The organism is Pseudoalteromonas neustonica (genome assembly GCF_001653135.1).
Classification (GTDB): domain Bacteria; phylum Pseudomonadota; class Gammaproteobacteria; order Enterobacterales; family Alteromonadaceae; genus Pseudoalteromonas; species Pseudoalteromonas neustonica.
The window spans coordinates 25,462-44,899 of sequence record NZ_BDDS01000014.1; the positions used below are offsets into that span (position 1 = coordinate 25,462).

Sequence of the window (19,438 nt, forward strand, 5' to 3'; positions counted from 1 at the left end):
AGGGTTCTTCCTAGGGGCGATTAACTCTTTGTTACCTACACGGATGTAGGTAAGGGGCGTGAGCAGGACGCACAAGCTTTGCTCGATTTTTACTTAGCCCACTAGGTTACAAACCTCGCGCCGCGATTAAATCGCCCCTAGATTGAACAAATTTCAATCCACAAAGGTCAGCACGCCCTAGTAAATCGTTTTCAATACTGTACCAATATTGATCAGCATTTTTGTGGGTTAATGGCGCGATAAAACCAATTGATGCCCCGCAGTTAACACTATCAATGAGTAGATTACTCAGCGAATCTTTAAATTCATGCAGTGAATTTATTTTATAAACTTGAGAGTAGCCAGCGGCGACATCGTGCATTGCTTAACCTTCTAGTTGAAATGGGTAAACAGCGCCTAATTCCAGGTGCTGGGTAAGCTCATCAAGCGCATTATAGCTTTCGATAAGTAAATTAGGATCCGCAAAGTCATCATTGCTGAGTTTGTCGCGGTAGTGTTTATTAGCCCAATCACATAATTGTTGGTACTTGCTATCATTTAAAATGACAGCAGGGTTGACGGCCGCAAGTTCTGGTTGATTTAACGCAACACGCAAACGCAAGCAAGCAGGGCCACCACCATTTTGCATGCTTTGTTTTAAGTCAAAAAATTGCACTTGATCAACGGGGTTGTCAGCCATGATCATTTCTTCAATATAGGAGTTAACGGCTTGGTTATTTTTACATTCATGTGGGGCGACTAATAACATTTTTCCGTTTTTTAGACTAACGAGTTGGCTATTAAATAAATAGCTGGTAACGGCGTCTTGCACGCTTACTTTGGCGGTGGGTACTTCTATAATATGCAGCGTTTTATTCCCCATATAGGCATTTTTTATTTGTTGTAATGCATGCGATTGATTTAAAAAAGCTTGTTGATGGCATAGCAGAACATTGGCATTACCAACTGCAATCACATCATTATGAAATACACCTTGATCAATCACGTCAGGATTTTGTTGGATCATCAATTGGCTAGATGGTTTTAGCTGATGCAGTCGACAAATTGCTTGTGATGCTTCGAGAGTTTGGCGTGCCGGAAACTTACTTGGTTTTGGTAATGCGTTGTTAAATGCGCTGGCACCATACACAAATAACTCAAGTCCTTGTTCGCCATGCTCATCGCCTAAGCGTGTGTGATTAGCTGCGCCTTCATCGCCAAAAAAACCTTGATCGGGCAAGTGAGTGTGATGACTAAAATAATCATCGTTATTAAACATGGCTTTAAGCAAGCGAGTAGTAGTTTGGGGCTCAAGAGAGCGATGAAATTTATTATTTAAATTAGCGGCCGTAAAATGCACTTTGCCGTCAAGTGTATCGGCTGATGGAGACACTGTACCGGCATTGGCTGTCCACATTGATGATGCTGAATAACATGCACGAACTAACACCGGATCAGCTTTGAATGCTTTACTGATCACTTGTTCAGCAGTGCCTGTAAATCCTAAACGGCGCAGCACATTGATATCAGGGCGGGCATGCGGTGCAAATACGCCTTGGGTCAGCCCTAAATCATGCATTGCTTTCATTTTTGCAAGGCCTTGTAACACAGCCTCTTTTGGGTTTGAGTAACTAGCTGCATTGTTGAGCGAAGCTACGTTACCATATGATAAACCGGCATAATTATGAGTTGGGCCAACAAGGCCGTCAAAATTCACTTCTACTGATTTCATTGTCATCTCGTAATTTTAATATCTTGTGTATTAAAACTATACATAAAATAGCCAGTAATAGTTTAATTAAAATGAGCTAATTTTATGCTTTATAAATAACGCGCTCAGGTTAATCATAGTGTTCAGATGCTTCACTGATCGTTAATTGATGTACCGGTAGCTTTTTAGCGCTTAGTCTAAGTGCGGATAGTTATTTAACATCTCTACGCTCCTTTTCTGACATAGTGTGTGCATCATTAGCATCATGAACATGCCAAACGCTGATGTCTAAGTGCCATAATAAATACAAAAAATTACTCATAGCCCGCTCCTTGTTAACGAGGTGATAAAGTTAAATCCCACACTTTATGTGAGTTAATTTTATATAAGGAAGATCTATGCCAGTACGGAAAATTATTTTTATGATATTAAAATCAAATAATTAGGTTTTTTGGAGAGTAAATGTTTGAGTGTAAGCACTAATATAGTGAAAAGTAATGACTAAATTGCACAATACTGGAGCATTAGAATTTAAATTGTGTGGGGGTTTTTGCACGAAATGGCCGGCTTTCGTGCAAAAAGAAATGTGCTTAAAACCCTTCGAGTACTAGTTTACCGCGTGATTGATGAGACTCTAAAATTTGGTGCGCTTTCATTAAGTTCTCTACGCTGATTTTCCCTAGATGTTGGCCTAAGGTAGTTTTAATGGTGCCGTTATCAACTAGCTCTGCTAATTCAGTAAGTAGCTGATGTTGCGCAATCATGTCGTCGGTTTGGTACATCGAACGGGTGTACATAAACTCCCAATGTAGCGAGATACTTTTACGTTTAAGTTTTAAAATATCAAAACTGGCTGGATCATCAATTAACGCTAATTTACCTTGCGGTTTTAGCACTTGAATAATTTCATCAAGGTGTTGCTCTGTATGGGTAAGGCTTATTACATAATCAAATTCAGTAAGCTTTAATTGCGCTCTTTGTGTATCTAAACTTTGTGAATGATCAAGTACCTGATCAACACCTAATTCTTGCAACCAAGTAACACTTTGTGCGCGTGCTGCGGTGCCTACAACAGTTAAATTGGTCAACTTTTTAGCTAGTTGCACTAAGATAGAACCTACACCACCAGCAGCACCAATTACTAATAAAGATGCGGGTTTTGCATCACTGGAGCGAGGTATTTGTAAGCGATCGAACAACAATTCCCATGCAGTAATACTGGTCAGTGGCAATGCTGCGGTTTGGGCATCATTTAAAGTGGTAGGCGCACGACCAACAATGCGCTCATCAACCAGTTGAAACTCTGCATTACTGCCTGAACGAGTTAAATCACCGGCGTAATAAACACGGTCGCCAATATTAAATAAACTCACTTTATCGCCGACTGCTCTTACAATACCCACCGCATCCCAACCAATGACTTTATGACCTTCATCAGGACTTACATTAGCGCGAATTTTTGCATCCACAGGGTTGACCGAAATGGCTTTTACTTCGACTAGCAAATCGTGGTCATGCGCCATTGGTGTCGGTAACTCGATAATTTCAAAAGATTGTTCGTTAAGTGTTTTTGTTGCTGCTAGATATCCAATGGCTTTCATGAGGTGATTCCTTAATGTGTTTATGAACTTACTATAGCTAATTAATTTATATGAAAAAGAGGGTTGTATCTAAAACACTATCAAATATTTTTTGATAGTTAGCTTAAGTCAGTATTGAGTTTATCAAGCAAACTGATTAGCAGGGCTGCTTCTTGCTCATTAATAGATGGGAATTGGCAGCGAATTTTTTCAGGAATATCAGCAGCCTGTTGTTGTAGTTGTAGGCCGTGAGGTTGCAGCTTAACGACTCGCTTACGTTTATCAGTTTCACCTTTGACCACCGCTAAGAGCTGTTTATCGGCCATTTTTTTAAGAATTTGTGTCATTGCGCCACCATCGACCATCGTTTTTTCTAATAGTTGCGCAATACTGACTTTGTCTTCTTCCCAAAGCGCCATCATAACCACATATTGAGGATAAGTGAGATCCAGTTGATTTAATGCATCTCGATAAGCACGTACCACTGAATTTGACGCCATATACAAGCGATGACAAATTTGGTTCTCTAATTTTAATTGTGGGTATTTCATGAATGCTCTTTATACGGCTAGACAATACATTTTAATTTGCACACAAAGTATTTGCAATCATGATTTTTCTGCTTTATTATTTTGCATGCAAAATACTTTAACGTTTAACCTTAAATAAGGAAAAGACCATGAAAGAATTACTACAAGTCGCATATACAGCTAAAGCAACTGCAACAGGTGGCCGTGAAGGGTCTGCAAAATCAGACGATGGCCGTTTAAATGTCGCGCTTTCAACTCCTAAAGGCTTAGGTGGCGATGATGGTCAAGGTACTAACCCTGAGCAATTGTTTGCAGCAGGCTATGCCGCATGCTTCATTGGTGCATTAAAATTAGTAGCGGGCCAGGCTAAAATTAAATTACCTGCTGATACCCGTATTGATTCAGAAGTATCAATTGGTCCAATCGAAGGGGGCTTTGGGATTGCTGTAAAACTGGCTGTATTTGTTGGTGATTTAGATAAAACCATCGCTGAAGAATTAGTCGCTAAAGCGCACGAAGTTTGCCCATACTCAAATGCCACTCGTGGTAATATCGCAATTGAATTATCGGTGATCTAAGTTTTGTTAAATTAATTTTAAAAAGGCGCATTTTAAATCAAAATGCGCCTTTTTTACGACCGTTAGTTTATAATCCAGGGCGTTTTACGTACAACAAATAAAGGGTGGTAGCCATGTGGCAGTGTGTTTTTTTGATTTTTTCAATCCTTGGGTGTTGCTTTCTCTACTTAACGAATAAACATCAAGGTGCTTTAATTAATACATTGGCTGTTAAACCGTGGCGAATTTTAGGTTATTTTTTTCTATTCGTATCACTACTGGGGTGGCTTTGGTTGTTTACGATTAGTAACGCAATTTTTACTTGGGTTGTAATTAATATGGTCACACTGGGTTGTGCGCCATTGCTAATAAACCGTAGTAGTAAGGCAAAATAAGTGCGTATAAAAAAAAGCAACAGAATTGCACCTGATTGGTGGACAAAAACCATTGCCGCCACATTACTAGGGTATTTATTAGCACTGGGGTTAGTTGGCCTATTTGCTTGGTTTGGTCCCGGAGGAATAGACGCAAAGAGTAAAGTACAATTTAATGTATGGCTAACGCCACTAATATGGTTATTAATTGTAAGTTTTAGCTTTTTGTTTAAAAGTGGTTTACGTGCTTTTTTATGGCTATCGGCAAGTAATTGTGTGGTGTATGGCGCGCTGTATTTATTTAAATAGTTTATTTATTAAGGTATGTAGATGAAGATACGCAGCGATGTTTTGCGCATTTATCAATTAATTCATAGTTGGACTGGCATATTCGCAGGGATCATACTGTTTATTGGTTTTTTTGCGGGCTCATTAACTATGTTTAAAGATCAGATAGCGCAATGGGCTACCCCGCCTCATCATGTATTAGCGCCAGTAAAGTTTACGCAGTTAGACAGCTTGATCAGTCAGGCAACCAGCAGCCACGACAAAGCCCGTAGCGGGTTTAGCCTCTATTTAAATGATACAACTCGTTCGCCAATGATGTGGTACGAGAAGGGTACTGCACGAGGTTTAGCGTTAGATAAACAACGACAGCATGCAAGTTTAAATGCACAAGGACAACTGATAACACACCGAGCAGAGCAAGGCGTATTGGCTGAGCTTATTGATCAATTACACCGTAGTGCAGGAATAGCAGGAGCTATTGGTTACCGTATAGCGGGAGAATACGTATTAGGCACTGCCGCAATCGTGTATTTTTTGGCAATTGTGTCAGGCATCATATTTTTACTACCCAGTTTAACTAAAAATTTTTTTGCGATCCGTAAAGATAAAAGCGAAAAACGTTTTTGGCTTGATACCCATAATTTAGTGGGTATAACCAGCTTACCGTTTCATCTTGTTATTAGTTTAACGGTTGTGGTCTTTACTTTTAATAGCCAGATCTATGCAAGCTTAGGTACAGCGGTATATGGCGATCAGCCATTATTTCCAAGGAGCAACACCGTAGCTCACGTTTATCCATTTACAGAGTTACCACCGGTAGCGAAATTTCAAGCAATTGTAGATGAGCAAGCCCCTGGCTATATTATCAAAGAGCTTCGTTTTGTTGGTCTTGATACAGCATGGCCATTTGCACAGCTGGGAATTTATAACCCAACAGCGTTGATGCGCGGGCCAACCACCGACTATATTTTTATGCATCCTTTTACACTTGAAGTAAGTAATAATTCAGCCAGTACAGCGGATGATGCAATATGGAATCGCATTGTAGCCAGTTTTTATGCGCTGCACTTTGGTAGCTTTGGTGGTGATATTGGCCGTTGGAGCTATTTTATACTTGGTTTGGGCGGCGCATTTTTATTTTACAGTGGTAACTTATTGTGGCTTGAAAAACGTCGTGTTAAACAACAAAGTGCTGAAAATGTAAAACAAACACGTGCTTGTAGATTAATGGCTGCAGCTACTGTGGGGATGTGTCTAGGATCGATAGCGGGTGTAGCAATCACGATGGTGGTAGCAAAGTGGTTGTATCCGTTGGTAGATAATATAAACCATGCGTATTTATACAGTTACTACGGTGTATTTTTTTCATTTGTGTTTTACAGCTTTTACAAAGGAGCTGCCAAAGCGGCAATTACATTATTAAAAGTATGTATGTTTAGTTGTTTTGCAATCACTGCTACGTCACTTGTAGCAATGTTACTACCACAACTAGGTTTATACGTTGTAATTAACTTTACGAGTATCGGTGTTGATATTGTTGCGCTTTTAGCGGGGTTTGCGTTTATGTATTTTTATAAAATTACAAAACATCGTGCTCTGTACGGGCCTAAAGACAGCGTATGGGCATTACCTAAGCCGTTATCCACGATTTAATATAAAATATTTACTAATTTATGGTATGAAATCATTAATTAATACTATCTTCCCAATAAATGTAGTTAAATTATTTGTAATTAGACTAGAATATAGACGTAGTTTTAATTAAAGGATAAGTGGAATGCGGCAATTAGCGTTGGCGAAAAAGTTACTATGGCTTACTTTAGGCAGTATTTTTATAACCGTTTTAGTGCTATCAAGTGTGCTTTGGTGGCAACTTTCAAGTAGTAATAAGGTACTTTCAGCACAGGCTGAGACGTTAATAGTGGCAGAAGTAGAAGAAAAGCTAGCAACAAATGCAGCTGCATACGGCGAAAAAATAGCCGGTTTTATTAATGAGGCTTATCGTGTCCCTTTTTCATTGGCTGCTACGCTTGGTAACGAAGCGGCAGACGAAACACTAACCCGTGATTCTGTTGTACAACTTAACCGTTCCATTATTGCTGGTAATTCAATACTTTCATCAATTTATTCGCAATTTGAGGCGAACGGTTTTGATGGTAATGATCAGCAATTTAAAAACGGTTTTGATCATTCTGTCGCAGGTTCAGGTACTTTAGAGATATATTTTACTCGCAGCCGTGAAGGCGTGATTGATCAACAAATTGTCGATGACGCATCAGAAAAATACGTCACAACTAAAAATGAATTTGGCCTACGTGAAGCTGAATGGTACTTGTGTGCAAAAGACAATCGAAAAGCTTGCATAATGGAACCATACCTATACGAAATATCACCGGGTTATTCTGAAATGATGACTTCGTTAACGGTACCCATCCTGCGCTCGGGCAAGTTTATTGGGATCAGTGGGGTGGATATTACCTTACCTGTTTTTCAAACCATGACAGAGCAATTATCAAAAGAACTGTATAACGGTCAAGCTCGGGTTACTTTGTTAAGTTCACTCGATTTGATTGTGGGCAGTAGTCACTACAAAGAAAAGTTAGGTCGTCCACTTAAAGAAGCGGTTCCTGGGAATATTTTAGATGATTACGTTGCGCTGAAAAAGAATGCAGGCGTACTAAAGTCAGGTGATGAATATTTAGTTAACTACCCAATTGACATTAAGCTTGCGGGTAGCCAGTGGACATTGCTTGTTGAAGTACCCATAGAGCTTGCCTTAGAAGGGCCGCAAGCGCTTAGCGCAAGTATGCAAGATAATGCTAATACGTTAGGCGGGCTTATACTCGTGTCTGGTTTAGTGATTGCTGGGGCTGCATTTATTATCATGACGTTAGTGATCAAAAGTATTGTTGCGCCACTTAAGCAAATTCAACAGCGAGTTGATAATTTAGCCAGCGCTGAGGGCGATTTAACGCAAACATTATCTGTCGATACTCATGCTGAGTTAATGGCCTTAGCAACTGGCTTTAATGCATTTTTAGAAAAGCTACGCGATATGATTGCTCAGCTCAAAGATGTGTCAGGCCAAACAAAAGATCAAGCACAAATTGCAGCGCATGTTGCCGTAGATACAAAGCAAAATGTACAAGCGCAATTTCAAGAAATTGAAAGCGTAGTGACTGCCATGAATGAAATGAGCGCCACGGCATTGGAAGTGGCCCGTGCATCTGAGCAATCGGCTCAGCAAGCTGATGAGATTAATAGCTTAGTTGTTAGCAGTGAAACAAGTTTGTCGTCTGCAGTAACGCAAGTTAAAACAATGTCTGAAGAAATCAAGCAGGCTAACCAAGCAGTTGAAAAAGTAGCGGCAAGAAGTAACGATATTACACAAATTTTAGATGTTATTCGGACTATTTCGGAGCAAACAAACTTACTTGCTCTTAATGCCGCAATTGAAGCTGCACGTGCTGGTGAACAAGGCCGAGGGTTTGCTGTAGTTGCTGATGAGGTTCGTGCGCTAGCATCGAAAACGCGTGCATCAACAGATGACATAAGTGGCCTAATTGATAACCTACAGTTAGAGGTGGGTAATGCATCAACCGTAATTGAAAAAGGGGTAATTCGTGCCCAAACGGCAGTTGATGAAACGACAGTCGCATTTGATGCATTGCACAGTGTTGTTGTTAAGGTTGAAGAAATAACCAACCAAATTACACAAATAGCGACAGCTGCAGAAGAGCAAAGCTCTGTGACTGAAGAAATCAATCGGAATTTAACGCTTATATCTGATGCAGCATCACAATTAGCTGATTTATCAACGCAAGCGGGAGACGGTAGTCAAATGCTGAATCAACTCGTTGCACAGCAAGATGATGCATTGAATAAATTAAAGACTTAAACCCGCCAACAGGTGTTTTAGATCTTAATACAAAAATGTTGAGATCTAAAACACACTGCTTTTATGCTATTTTAACAGCTGTAAAGATAGAAACATTTGCGCTATTAGTCCCGCAGCTAGCCTATTTGAATTTGGTCTATTTAAATAACTACGCAAGCCAGTAAATTGTATTTGAAAAAAACGCGCATATTCAAGTGCTGTTAAATCCTCAGCGAGCTCACCTTGGCGCTGTGCTTTTGTAAAAATAATACTTAAGAACTCTTCGAATTGACCTAACAAATTTTGACTTAATGTTTTTAGCGTTGGTTGATCGTCACCAAATTCGCTATTTGCTTTAATAAGCATGCATAAGTTGCTAGGAGCATGATGCTGGTCTTCAATCAATACCTGCGTTACAAACATTGTCAACCCATCAAGCACTTTTGAGTGTGCAGCTAAACAGGTATTTAACTTGTTTTGCATTTGCAATGCGTAGTCTTTTAATGCTTCGCAGTATAGACCCTCTTTAGAACCAAACGCAGCATAAATGCTACCTGGGCGCATGTTTATTGCATCTTGTAGATCACGGGTTGAAGTGGTGTTAAAGCCTTTTTGCCAAAATAATTGGCTGGCAATGCGTACAACCGCATCACGCTCGAATTTAACTTTATTGACCATCATCATTACCTTCTTGAACGAATGCTCAATTTTAACTTGAACAATCGCTCAAAATCAAATAGTCTAGATCAGGTAAATACATTTAAATGACAACTTTGGAGTTAAATAATGACCGATTTTACTTTATATACTCAAGATAACGCACCTGAAGCCGCAAAACCTTTACTGACTAAATCAGTCGCTGCATTTGGTATGTTACCTAATTTACATGCTGTCATGGCAGAGGCGCCAACTTTGCTTGAGGGCTACCAAGTACTGCATGAACTATTTCAAAATACGTCGTTTAACGCTGAAGAGTTAACCGTGGTTTGGCAATCTATAAATGTCGAACATGATTGCCATTATTGCGTACCAGCACACAGTGCGATTGCTGCGGGCATGAAAGTTGATCAAAGTATTGTTGATGCATTGGTAAATAAAACACCGTTAGCAGACACTAAACTTGAAGCACTTCGCGAGACAACGTTGGCAATGACGCGTAGTCGTGGCGTAATAAGTGATGAGCAAATAGCTGCCTTTTTTGCTGCAGGTTATGCTAAGCAACAGTTATTGGAAATTATTGTAGGTTTATCACAAAAAGTAATGAGTAATTACACAAATCATCTGGCAGATACCCCAATCGATGCACCATTCAAAAAGTTTGTAAAATAATCAGTTGCTTTTACAGCGCAGACTTTCCTGCGCTGTATCTTGAGGTGGCTTGGGTATAGTATTTAAAGTTATTTAAAAATAACCTGCTTATCACTACGCGTGTATATACGCTTTTCAGGTTTAGTCCACTCACCTTTTTTTAAATAAGAAGTCGACACTATAAACTCGCCGTCTTTATAGTCACTAATAGATTTAACTTTAGTAATCCCTTCTTTTGATCCTGTTACAGTTTCGTATGCAACAAACTGTGTTGGGCTCAATACCTTCATAGTACCTTTAGTGTAAAAGCCTGCAGTAGTGAAATAATAAAATACCAGTGACTGTTGCTCACGATCCCAAAAAATCATCGACTCGCCACCGTACTCACCTTCGTTTATCGAGTGTTTGGTATGAATTGCTTGCCCATTTAACGCACGTTCCCATATACCTACATCTTGAATTTTTGGTTTGTTATCAGCAACCTTGAAATCAGCTTGCCATGTACCAAGGTAAGGTTTAAATACTGCTAGCTCAGGGGCTAGCTCGCTAGGTTGGGCGTGAGCAAAACACGCCAAAGTGAGAAGAAAGGTTAAGGTAAGTGTTTTTATATATGACATAATTAGCGCCTTTAGTTGTTATTCTTTGCATAGTATAGGCGATAGTTCATTGATTAAAAAAATCTTAGTTATTTTTTCGAGTAGTTTTTTGTGTGTGTTAGTACTAGGCGGCTTGCTTGGCTATTGGGCTGCAATTATAAGCTGTGCGTATGTTCTAATGACGGTTATAACTATTTGTGTTTATAAATGGGATAAGCATTTAGCTATGGTAAAGCCAAAGCAATCAACAAGAGTACCTGAACGTAGTTTGCATATTTTAGCGTTAGTTTGCGGCTGGCCAGGGGCATTGATTGCACAGCAATGGTTTCGGCATAAATCACAAAAGCGTTCATTTATTGTTGTGCTGTGGCTAACCATTTTTCTAAATATTAGTGTGTTAGGTGCGGCGTATTACTGGCAATTTATTTAAATTGCTGCATTATCAGGTTATATAAAAATAAAAAAGCTAAATATTATGCATGTTTTTTACCGCTGTTATCACTTTATTTTAAAATGTATTGTCATTTTCATTGGTATACCTCACCCACGTTTATATCAAGGTTATTCGGGGCTAGAGCAATGGGCAACCCAATGGAATAACGAAAAACCTGTGTTAGTCGTCAGTGACGCGACCTTACAAAAGCTTGGTGTGCTTAAGCAGACACTAGCGCAACTTGACGAGAAAAAAATAACTTGGCATTTATATATTGATGTTGCTCCAAACCCTACCATAGACAATGTTGAGCATGGCCTTGAAATGTATATAGAACATCATTGCACAGGCATTATTGCCATTGGCGGGGGCTCGGTAATGGACTGCGCTAAATTGATTGGATCACGTGCCGTGAGGCCTAGTAAATCGGTAAAACAATTAAAAGGGCTTTTTAAAGTACTTAAATCTTTACCGCCTTTGTGTGCTATTCCAACAACAGCAGGAACAGGCTCAGAAACCACTGTTGCAGCCGTTGTTAACGACCCTAATACCAAAACAAAGTATGCCGTAACTGATTTTTCATTGGTGCCAAGTGATGCGGTTTTAATTGGCGAACTGACACAAAGTGTGCCTGACTTTATTACAGCTGCAACGGGTATCGACGCGTTAACGCATGCCATCGAGGCGTATATAGGGACTATTGGATTAGCATTTAGCAATGAAAAATCACTCCAGGCGATAGATCTTATTTTAAAAAACCTTAAAGTTGCTTATAACGAAGGTGATAACTTAGTTGCCAGAGAGCAAATGTTACTGGCCTCTTTTTACGCTGGACAGGCATTTACTCGTACATCGGTAGGGTATGTGCATGCTATCGCCCATCAATTTGGCGCGCAATATGGCACCGCACATGGTTTAGCTAATAGTGTACTATTAATGCCTGTTTTGAGGTTTTATGGCAAAGTAATATACCCTAAACTGGCTGAGATTGCGGATTATTGTAAGTTGACACAGCCCCAGCAAAGTACTGAGCAAAAGGCGTTGTTATTACTTAAAACGTTTGATGATTTATTAGCATCTTTAGCCATACCGAAAACGTTACCTGAGATAAAAGTAAACGATATATCGGGTATCTCACAAGCGGCAATGAAAGAAGCGCATCCAGATTATCCCGTGCCAGTATTTATGAGTCATTCACAATGTGAAGCAATTGTTCTGCAATTAACTCAGTAATCAAGTCAGTAATCAAGTCAGTAATAGGCTTTAAGCGTATGAGTTTGGCAAGAAGCGTCGTTCCTGCAAGAGAAAATTGCAGAAACGAATTTACGAAACTAAATCAACGTCTTAGCTGAGCCTCAGGCTGGTTTAGTAAATTAATAACTGGATTTTGTTCAATTATTTTTGATTTTAAAGCAAAGCCAATAATTAAGCCTGCAATAAAGCCACCAATATGAGCGCCATAGTCAACACCATCTGGCGCAGAGATCATGCCAAAAATATTGATCCCTAACCAAATTACAAAAAACCAAACCGCAGATAACTTTTTCTGATAAATGATGATCATAAAGGTTAAGCTTGCGTGCCTAAACCACATTAAATACATACCAAATAAACCTGCGATAGCGCCGCTTGCTCCTACACTTGGAATTGCTGAACTTGGATCAACGATAAAGCTAGCAAAAGACGCCGCCAAGCCACAGACCATATACCACATTAAAAACTTTTTATGGCCTAATACGTCTTCTAGGTTATCGCCAATAATGTATAAAAAGTACATATTACCGATAAGGTGCATTACTGAGCCATGTAAAAACACACAGGTAATCACGCTCCATAAATGTTCGCCTTGAGAAATCTTACTTGGGTTCATGGCAAACAGTTCGAGTGTGGTGCTGAATGCGGTGGTATTAAAAAAATACAAGGCAAAAATAATGGCATTGAGAGCAATTAAACTGCGTGTTACCCACGGCGTTTGTTTTGGTTTTAGGTTATATTCAACCGGCATTTGCGTTAAAAATTGAAACAGGTAAGTTTTCCAACTAACTTTTTGATTTAGCTTGTCTAAGCTCGCTTTAAGTTCAGGGCTATTTTCAACGCTTTCTAATTGATCTTTTTCAATCCAACTACCATCACAATGACGGCACACATCAATTTCTGTATGGAAATCTTCGAGTAAATGAAAACGCTCTAAATTTTTATTACAATCAGGGCAATCTAGTTTGGAGATCCCCAACGACTCACCAAAATGAGTTTCGTATTTATCGCCGATTGGGCCTTCATTGATCTCGGCAATCATTCTATTAACTTCGTTTTTTTCAAACCATAGACCACCACATTCACGACAAATATCAATTTCTTCGCCTTGATAATGCGTCACTTCTAATGGATGGGTAATACAATGTGGACAGCGCTTAGTTGGCATTATTAGTGTCCTTTAATGAACCAATAATTATATCGTTTTTCTTTAATTCTTTTTGCAAGTTTAATGCACTCGCCTGAAGCTTAGGCAATGTTTGCAATTCAATAATATCAGCAATTTTATTGAGTTCTAGCGAAGCTTGACGCGCAGACATTTGACGTTTTAACGCCGCTTCAATCACAAATTCAGCACGGCTATAAAAGCGGCGTATTTGAGTTAAAAATATGCTCGGCGTTTCAAGTGTTGTGGGTGAGTATTGCATTGTTTGCCAAATATATTGCTCAAGATTTGGTTTGTGATATTGCATTTCTGAACTCGGTGGGCTTTTAGCGAGTCGCTCTGCATAAGCACGTACATTTGCTGCGTTGTCTTTTACTTCGTCATAAAGTGAGGTGCGAAGATAAAAATTATCTTCCATTTTACTATATGTATCAAATTTAAGCGCTTGCTCTAAACCACTTTGCGCGGCTAGGTAAACCCCAAAAATTGTTGAAAGCACAAGAAATACCTGATTTAGCCAAAAACCGGTACTTTTTAATTCTTTATTATCAACCGTTTTTAATGCTTCAGCCAATTTAGGTTTAGGTGTTGGTGCTCTATCTTCAGAGGTAGGTTGTGTTGGTTCCACGTGTTTATTCCTTATGCGATTGCTTCCTTTTTGAGCGCGATAGGCTACTTGAATTTTTTGGTTTTAACAATCAGTTGTTGTTAATTTGTTTCATATTTTATGTAATGTGTTTTGAATTAGAAGGAAATACAAGGGATATAGGTTTATTTATATTGTTTAGAGGTATTATGTTACCCGAATACAGTGGTTATTTACATTGTCGGGAATAGGTAAATAGTTTACTTTTGATAAGTGGTGCTATCTGGCGCTTCGGGGGGGGCAATTAATTATCATTAAAACCAACCCCAACCCCTCACAATAAACTGACCTAAAGCTGATGAAACTTATGTATATCTAATTATTTAAATAACTACCTCAAAAGTTTGATTAAATTGCTTTAATGCGGCTTCTATGCGAGTTATGCCTAAATCGAATTCAGCCCGAGTTGCTGGGCCGCCTAGGGTGAGGCGTACACCATTTTGGCAATTCGCTTTGCTGGTGGGATCGTCGAGGACAAAAGCGTCTAATGTCCTCACTATTACTTTATGTGCTTTTAATACGCCGCAAAATTCAAACATATTTTGCGACGGAGCTAGGGGGATATACACGTTTAAACTGGCAAAATGTGCGTCTATTTCGTAGGCTTTGAGTCGTTTTTTAGTTTCTTCAATACGATATCTGATTTCATCGGCAAGCTTGGTTTGATTATAAGCAAACTCGTTACTTTTAATAGCGCGCATTATTAACTCAAAGTTCATTGAGGACACCGCCCAACATTCACTATGCAGTTGTTTTAAAATTGGTTGTTCCCAAAGTCGTGGAGGTAATAAGTAACCCGCTCGTAGCCCGCCGGCAAAGTATTTTGAAAAACTTGAGATATAAAAAACGCGATCGGGAGCTTGTTGCCATAATGGTAATCGCCAATGCTCTGGCAAACAGTAATTTACGTCATCCTCAATAATGAAAAAATTATATCGGCGACTCAGCGCCAGTAGAGCATCTAAATTGTCACTGCTATAGCAAATATTGGTCGGGTTTTGACAGTTTGGCGTGATATACACTGCTTTGATTGTCCGTGACTTGCACAGAGCTTCTATTTGCGCAAGATCAATCCCTTTGCTATGTACGTTTACTTGCGCTAATGAAAGTTTAAGCGAATGACACGCATGATAAAAACCGGGGTAACACATCGACTCTGCAATGACAGTATCGCCACTTTTACACAAGGTTGCTAACGTAGTGAATATTCCTTGCTGAGCGCCTTGGGTAAATATCAACGGATGGTTTAAGCAATCAATGCCCTTATCCGCTAGCCATTGCTTAAAAAAATGTTGATGTGAGGTAAGCCCGTTGAGTTTATAAATCATCACATCTTTTAATGCACTTTGATCCTTTGATAGCGATTGCAGGGCGTTGGTCATAACATGTTGTTGCCCCATCATAGGTTGCATGCTCGAAGCAAAGTCGGTGTCGCCCTCAAAGTGACTTAACTCAATAACTTTACTTACAAAGGTACCAGCCCCTAGTTTTGCAGTAACCAACCCTCGCTGCTCAAGTAAAGCGTATGCACGCGTTACCGTACCATGTGTAACACTTAGGCTGTCAGCGAGTAGTCGTTGGGCTGGTAACTTTTGCTCAAAGCCCAGCATTTTGTTGTCGATAGCATGCTCAATCAAAGCAGCTAATGCACGGTATTTGGGTTGTGTGTCACATAAGTTGCTAAACAGAGCCCGATCAGGTTTGTAAATTGTATCCATAACAATAAAAATATTGATGATTTTGTATAAGTATGACAATTAATAGTTATTAAACAACCACAATATTGTATCAATACAATTAACCATTATGAATACAGTTACTGTTTTTGAGCTTGCCCCGGCTCTCATTTTATTTTGTTTTGCGGCGTCAATTACGCCTGGGCCTAATAATATTTTGCTTACTCACTCAGGCACACATTTTGGCGTGATCAAAACCCTACCGCACTTATTAGGTATTCGTGTTGGCATGACGATAATGCATTTGGCAATGTTATTGGGGTTAGGGAAATTGTTTTTAATGCAGCCAAAACTGCATTTTTTTCTACAACTTTGTGCCAGTGGTTATATTTTATATCTGGCGTATAAAGTGGCTAATTCAACCCAAGTAGACGGCGTAAATGCCAAGGTGAAGCCTTTGAGTTTTTTTCAAGGCATGCTTTTTCAGTTGATCAATCCTAAGTCATATGCGGTGTTAATGACACTTTGTACTGCACTTACTTTACCTGAAGGTGCTTATTGGCCTTCTGCAATTTTGGGCGTGATTATTTTTAACCTTGTTGCGGCTTGCTCAGGCTTGTTTTGGGTGAATTTTGGTAAATACATGCGCCAATTTTTAAATAGGCCAAATACTTTTAAACGTTTTAATTGGATTATGTCACTGTTTCTTGCGGCATCAATTCCTTTAGTTTTTCTTTCCAATACAAGCATCCAGTAGGGGAATAAAATGAAATTTACTCACCAATTGTCACCACAACAATTTACCCAAGCGTTTGAGTTTTTATCTGAGCGAAGTTATTGGAGTCAAGGCATTAGTCGCGAACGGTTAGAAAAAGCGTTCGCACATTCGCTGTGCTTTGCATTAATTGAAAATAACCAGCTATTGGCATTTGCACGAGTGGTGACTGACCAAGCCACTTTTGCAAACTTACTGGATGTATTTGTGTTAGAGCCATTTAGAGGGCGAGGGCTGGGTAAAAAGCTGATGGATCATGTAATGAGTCACCCTGAATTGCAATCGTTGCGCCGTTTTACACTAGCAACAAAAGACGCTCATTCACTTTATCAACAATTTGGTTTTCAAAGCCAAGCAAACCCCAATCTTGCAATGGAAAAATGTTTAGCTGGCGGGTACTCAACAGTATTACAGCAGTAAAATTAAGTATGGATTGAATGTTTTGACGCGTGCAGTTAGATATTAGTTAAATATTCTTATTATTTTTCAGCTCAACTCATTTTCTCTATTTATAGCCGTTTTATTAATAACATGAGTGCTCAGGGTAACAATAAACAATACGGCCTATAAAAATAGGCCGTGTTTTTACTCAATGGTTATTGCAAATTAGTAAGATGCGACAATGCTAACGCCAGAGAATGTATTATACCCTCTTAATGTAATGTAGTATTTACCGCCTTGCCCTGAGTTTAGGTTGCAGCTTTCATTATTACCGTTTGCATATGGACGACAGTCATACACGCTCGTTGTAGCTTGAGCGTCTTTACGAACATATAGATCAGCGTCGCCCGTGCCACCAGACATACTGACATTTAACGTGGCATTTGCGGGTACATCAATAGTGTAAACGAGTTCTTGATTACGTGCGCCAGAAAGCTCTGTGGCTGGTACACCATTTGTTAAGCAATTACTGCCACAACTAGTGCCGCCGCCAATAGTGCCAGTTAAACTTACTCCACTGTATTGGCTGTAGCCATTGAGCATCACCCACCAATCGCCAGCTTGTGGGTTGGTGAACGTGCAGTTTTCTGTGTTGCCATCTTTATATGGTCGACAGTTGTAGCTACTCGTTGAAGGTTTTTGCCCTACCTGTACATACATGTCAACATCGCCAGAACCACCATTTGTATCAAATGACAACGATTCAGAGCCCGCAGGTACAACTAGCTTATAAAAGGTGTTTGTACCTTGAGCACCTGATACGGTAACACTTTGTCCATTGGTGAGTTCATTTTCTTCTGGCGGTACAATAATGCCACCTTCTAATGTGTAAAGTAACTCATTTGGTGAGCCAGATTTTGCATCGGATACTTTGTTTTTAGTACTACGTTGGCTGAGCATGGTTTCGATTTGTGATGGGCTTAAAGAAGGTGTTTCATCAAGGTATAGTGCAACGGCACCAGCAACATGAGGTGAGGCCATTGATGTACCACTGATGGTATTTGTTGCTGTATTTGAGTTATACCACGCTGATTTAATACTTGAACCAGGTGCATAGATATCTAAACAGTTACCATAGTTTGAAAAACTTGAACGGCTATCGCCGCTGGTTGTTGAGCCAACCGTTATGGCATTAGCTGCGCGAGCTGGTGAATAATTACAGGCATTACTGTTGTCATTACCGGCAGCTACAACAAAACTAATTCCTGCGGCTACGGCATTATTTACAGCATCATCAGTTGCTTGCGAAGCTCCACCGCCTAAGCTCATATTGGCTACAGAAGGACCCGATGCATTATTTTTAACCCAGTTAATACCTGCAATAACCCCTGAGTTTGAGCCAGAACCATTACAGCCCAGTACACGCACGCCAACAATGTTTACATTTTTAGCAACCCCGTAAGCGCCACCACCAATCGTGCCTGCTACATGCGTACCATGTCCATTACAGTCTGTTGCATCTGAGTCATTATCGATAAAGTCATAACCATGAGATGCGCGATTGCCAAATTCATTGTGATTTATACGTACACCAGTATCAATGACATAGGCTGTTACCCCAGATCCATCAAAGTCATAATAGTAATTTGAATTGAGAGGAAGATCTTGCTGATCAATACGGTCTAAGCCCCAGATTGCATTTGGTTGATTTGCGTTTGTTTGTGCTAAAGGGTTAACCGACATCATTTGATCTTGCTCAATATAGTCAATATTCGGATTGCTAAGCATTTGTTGAATTGTTTTATCCGATGCATTGACAACAACACCATTTAAAACGCCGCCAAATTCCTGAGCCACGTCGATGTTGTATAGGTTACTTAAACTGGCCGATTGTGAACTGGCAAAGTCTGCTATTGCGTCACTACTTTGAATATTTAAAACCGAGGGAGTTTTAAATACAACGATATATTTACCTTCAATCGCACGGCTTGTGTCGACAGACATAAGTTCTGCGGCATGAACTTGCCCAGCTGATAAACCGACTAATACAGCAAAACTTAGAGTACTTAATTTACGCATTGTTTAATCCTTTTTGGATGGTTACTGTTTGAAACGCACTCCAAAAGATAGCCCTGAATAGCAATAAGTAAACATTTCGTTAACTTTTGTTTAACTTAAATGTAAAGGTATGTAAACAAGTGTGACTGTTTTAGGTTTTTCTGTCGCTTTATCATGAGCCTAACGCGTGCTTGTTTTTTAGTGCAATTACGCGTGCTAGGTATTTTTAATATTGAGCGTATTGATGTTA

At 39.6% G+C, this 19,438-nt stretch carries 19 protein-coding genes; 9 read left to right on the forward strand and 10 right to left on the reverse strand.

What is annotated here, in order from left to right:
• Nucleotides 1-106: 106 nt before the first annotated feature.
• The 4 genes from A7967_RS16335 to A7967_RS16350 all read right to left on the reverse strand — a co-directional run bounded on the left by A7967_RS16335 (nt 107) and on the right by A7967_RS16350 (nt 3,821).
• Nucleotides 107-361, reverse strand: a complete 255-nt coding sequence (locus A7967_RS16335) for a hypothetical protein (RefSeq protein WP_054204120.1) — start codon at nt 359-361, stop codon at nt 107-109.
• A 3-nt stretch (nt 362-364) separates the two neighbouring features.
• Nucleotides 365-1,711 carry an N-succinylarginine dihydrolase gene (gene astB, locus A7967_RS16340; protein WP_054204121.1) on the reverse strand — a complete coding sequence of 449 codons (1,347 nt, stop codon included), beginning with the start codon at nt 1,709-1,711 and terminating at the stop codon, nt 365-367.
• Between the two features lie 569 nt (nt 1,712-2,280).
• Nucleotides 2,281-3,291 carry a zinc-binding alcohol dehydrogenase family protein gene (locus A7967_RS16345; RefSeq protein ID WP_054452267.1) on the reverse strand — a complete coding sequence of 337 codons (1,011 nt, stop codon included), beginning with the start codon at nt 3,289-3,291 and terminating at the stop codon, nt 2,281-2,283.
• A gap of 98 nt (nt 3,292-3,389) precedes the next feature.
• On the reverse strand, nt 3,390-3,821 hold the full coding sequence (locus tag A7967_RS16350; RefSeq protein WP_054204123.1) for a MarR family winged helix-turn-helix transcriptional regulator: 432 nt from the start codon (nt 3,819-3,821) through the stop codon (nt 3,390-3,392).
• Between the two features lie 128 nt (nt 3,822-3,949).
• Between A7967_RS16350 and A7967_RS16355 the strand changes: the two genes are divergently transcribed.
• From A7967_RS16355 to A7967_RS16375, 4 genes are all read left to right on the forward strand, one after another.
• A complete protein-coding gene (locus A7967_RS16355; protein WP_054204124.1) occupies nt 3,950-4,378 on the forward strand; it encodes an organic hydroperoxide resistance protein in 429 nt (142 codons plus the stop codon).
• A gap of 374 nt (nt 4,379-4,752) precedes the next feature.
• Nucleotides 4,753-5,040 (forward strand): hypothetical protein, encoded by a 288-nt coding sequence (locus A7967_RS16365; protein WP_054204126.1) that lies wholly within the window; start codon nt 4,753-4,755, stop codon nt 5,038-5,040.
• Nucleotides 5,041-5,061: 21 nt separating this feature from the next.
• On the forward strand, nt 5,062-6,672 hold the full coding sequence (locus tag A7967_RS16370) for a PepSY-associated TM helix domain-containing protein (protein ID WP_064435862.1): 1,611 nt from the start codon (nt 5,062-5,064) through the stop codon (nt 6,670-6,672).
• Nucleotides 6,673-6,796: 124 nt separating this feature from the next.
• Nucleotides 6,797-8,917 (forward strand): methyl-accepting chemotaxis protein, encoded by a 2,121-nt coding sequence (locus A7967_RS16375; RefSeq protein ID WP_054204128.1) that lies wholly within the window; start codon nt 6,797-6,799, stop codon nt 8,915-8,917.
• 66 nt (nt 8,918-8,983) lie between these two features.
• On the opposite strand, the gene A7967_RS16380 is transcribed toward A7967_RS16375, so the two are convergent.
• Entirely contained in the window at nt 8,984-9,574 is a 591-nt protein-coding gene (locus tag A7967_RS16380; protein WP_064435863.1) for a TetR/AcrR family transcriptional regulator, read from the reverse strand.
• A gap of 108 nt (nt 9,575-9,682) precedes the next feature.
• Here A7967_RS16380 and A7967_RS16385 point away from each other — a divergent pair, with 108 nt between their 5' ends.
• Entirely contained in the window at nt 9,683-10,225 is a 543-nt protein-coding gene (locus A7967_RS16385) for a carboxymuconolactone decarboxylase family protein (RefSeq protein ID WP_054204130.1), read from the forward strand.
• Nucleotides 10,226-10,293: 68 nt separating this feature from the next.
• Here the strand turns inward: A7967_RS16385 and A7967_RS16390 are convergent, their stop codons facing one another.
• Nucleotides 10,294-10,821: a hypothetical protein gene (locus tag A7967_RS16390; RefSeq protein ID WP_064435864.1), complete on the reverse strand. Its 528-nt coding sequence runs from the start codon at nt 10,819-10,821 to the stop codon at nt 10,294-10,296.
• Nucleotides 10,822-10,870: 49 nt separating this feature from the next.
• On the opposite strand from A7967_RS16390, the gene A7967_RS16395 reads away from it, so the two are divergent.
• The gene (locus A7967_RS16395; RefSeq protein ID WP_064435865.1) at nt 10,871-11,230 is read left to right on the forward strand and encodes a DUF1294 domain-containing protein; all 360 of its coding nucleotides are present in this window, start codon (nt 10,871-10,873) and stop codon (nt 11,228-11,230) included.
• Nucleotides 11,231-11,275: 45 nt separating this feature from the next.
• Nucleotides 11,276-12,466 (forward strand): iron-containing alcohol dehydrogenase, encoded by a 1,191-nt coding sequence (locus tag A7967_RS16400; protein WP_064435866.1) that lies wholly within the window; start codon nt 11,276-11,278, stop codon nt 12,464-12,466.
• A gap of 103 nt (nt 12,467-12,569) precedes the next feature.
• Here the strand turns inward: A7967_RS16400 and A7967_RS16405 are convergent, their stop codons facing one another.
• The 3 genes from A7967_RS16405 to A7967_RS16415 all read right to left on the reverse strand — a co-directional run bounded on the left by A7967_RS16405 (nt 12,570) and on the right by A7967_RS16415 (nt 16,016).
• Nucleotides 12,570-13,655, reverse strand: a complete 1,086-nt coding sequence (locus tag A7967_RS16405) for a rhomboid family intramembrane serine protease (protein WP_054204134.1) — start codon at nt 13,653-13,655, stop codon at nt 12,570-12,572.
• Complete coding sequence (locus A7967_RS16410) at nt 13,645-14,280, reverse strand: hypothetical protein (protein WP_054452255.1); 636 nt, start codon at nt 14,278-14,280, stop codon at nt 13,645-13,647. Before A7967_RS16410 ends, A7967_RS16405 begins: the two co-directional genes overlap by 11 nt.
• Before the next feature lie 341 nt (nt 14,281-14,621).
• Complete coding sequence (locus tag A7967_RS16415; protein ID WP_064435867.1) at nt 14,622-16,016, reverse strand: aminotransferase-like domain-containing protein; 1,395 nt, start codon at nt 16,014-16,016, stop codon at nt 14,622-14,624.
• An 88-nt stretch (nt 16,017-16,104) separates the two neighbouring features.
• Here A7967_RS16415 and A7967_RS16420 point away from each other — a divergent pair, with 88 nt between their 5' ends.
• The gene (locus A7967_RS16420) at nt 16,105-16,731 is read left to right on the forward strand and encodes a LysE family translocator (RefSeq protein ID WP_054204137.1); all 627 of its coding nucleotides are present in this window, start codon (nt 16,105-16,107) and stop codon (nt 16,729-16,731) included.
• Between the two features lie 9 nt (nt 16,732-16,740).
• Nucleotides 16,741-17,169, forward strand: coding sequence for a GNAT family N-acetyltransferase (locus tag A7967_RS16425; RefSeq protein WP_054204138.1), 429 nt, complete (start codon nt 16,741-16,743; stop codon nt 17,167-17,169).
• 186 nt (nt 17,170-17,355) lie between these two features.
• On the opposite strand, the gene A7967_RS16430 is transcribed toward A7967_RS16425, so the two are convergent.
• A complete protein-coding gene (locus tag A7967_RS16430) occupies nt 17,356-19,209 on the reverse strand; it encodes a S8 family serine peptidase (RefSeq protein ID WP_054204139.1) in 1,854 nt (617 codons plus the stop codon).
• Between the last annotated feature and the right edge of the window lie 229 nt (nt 19,210-19,438).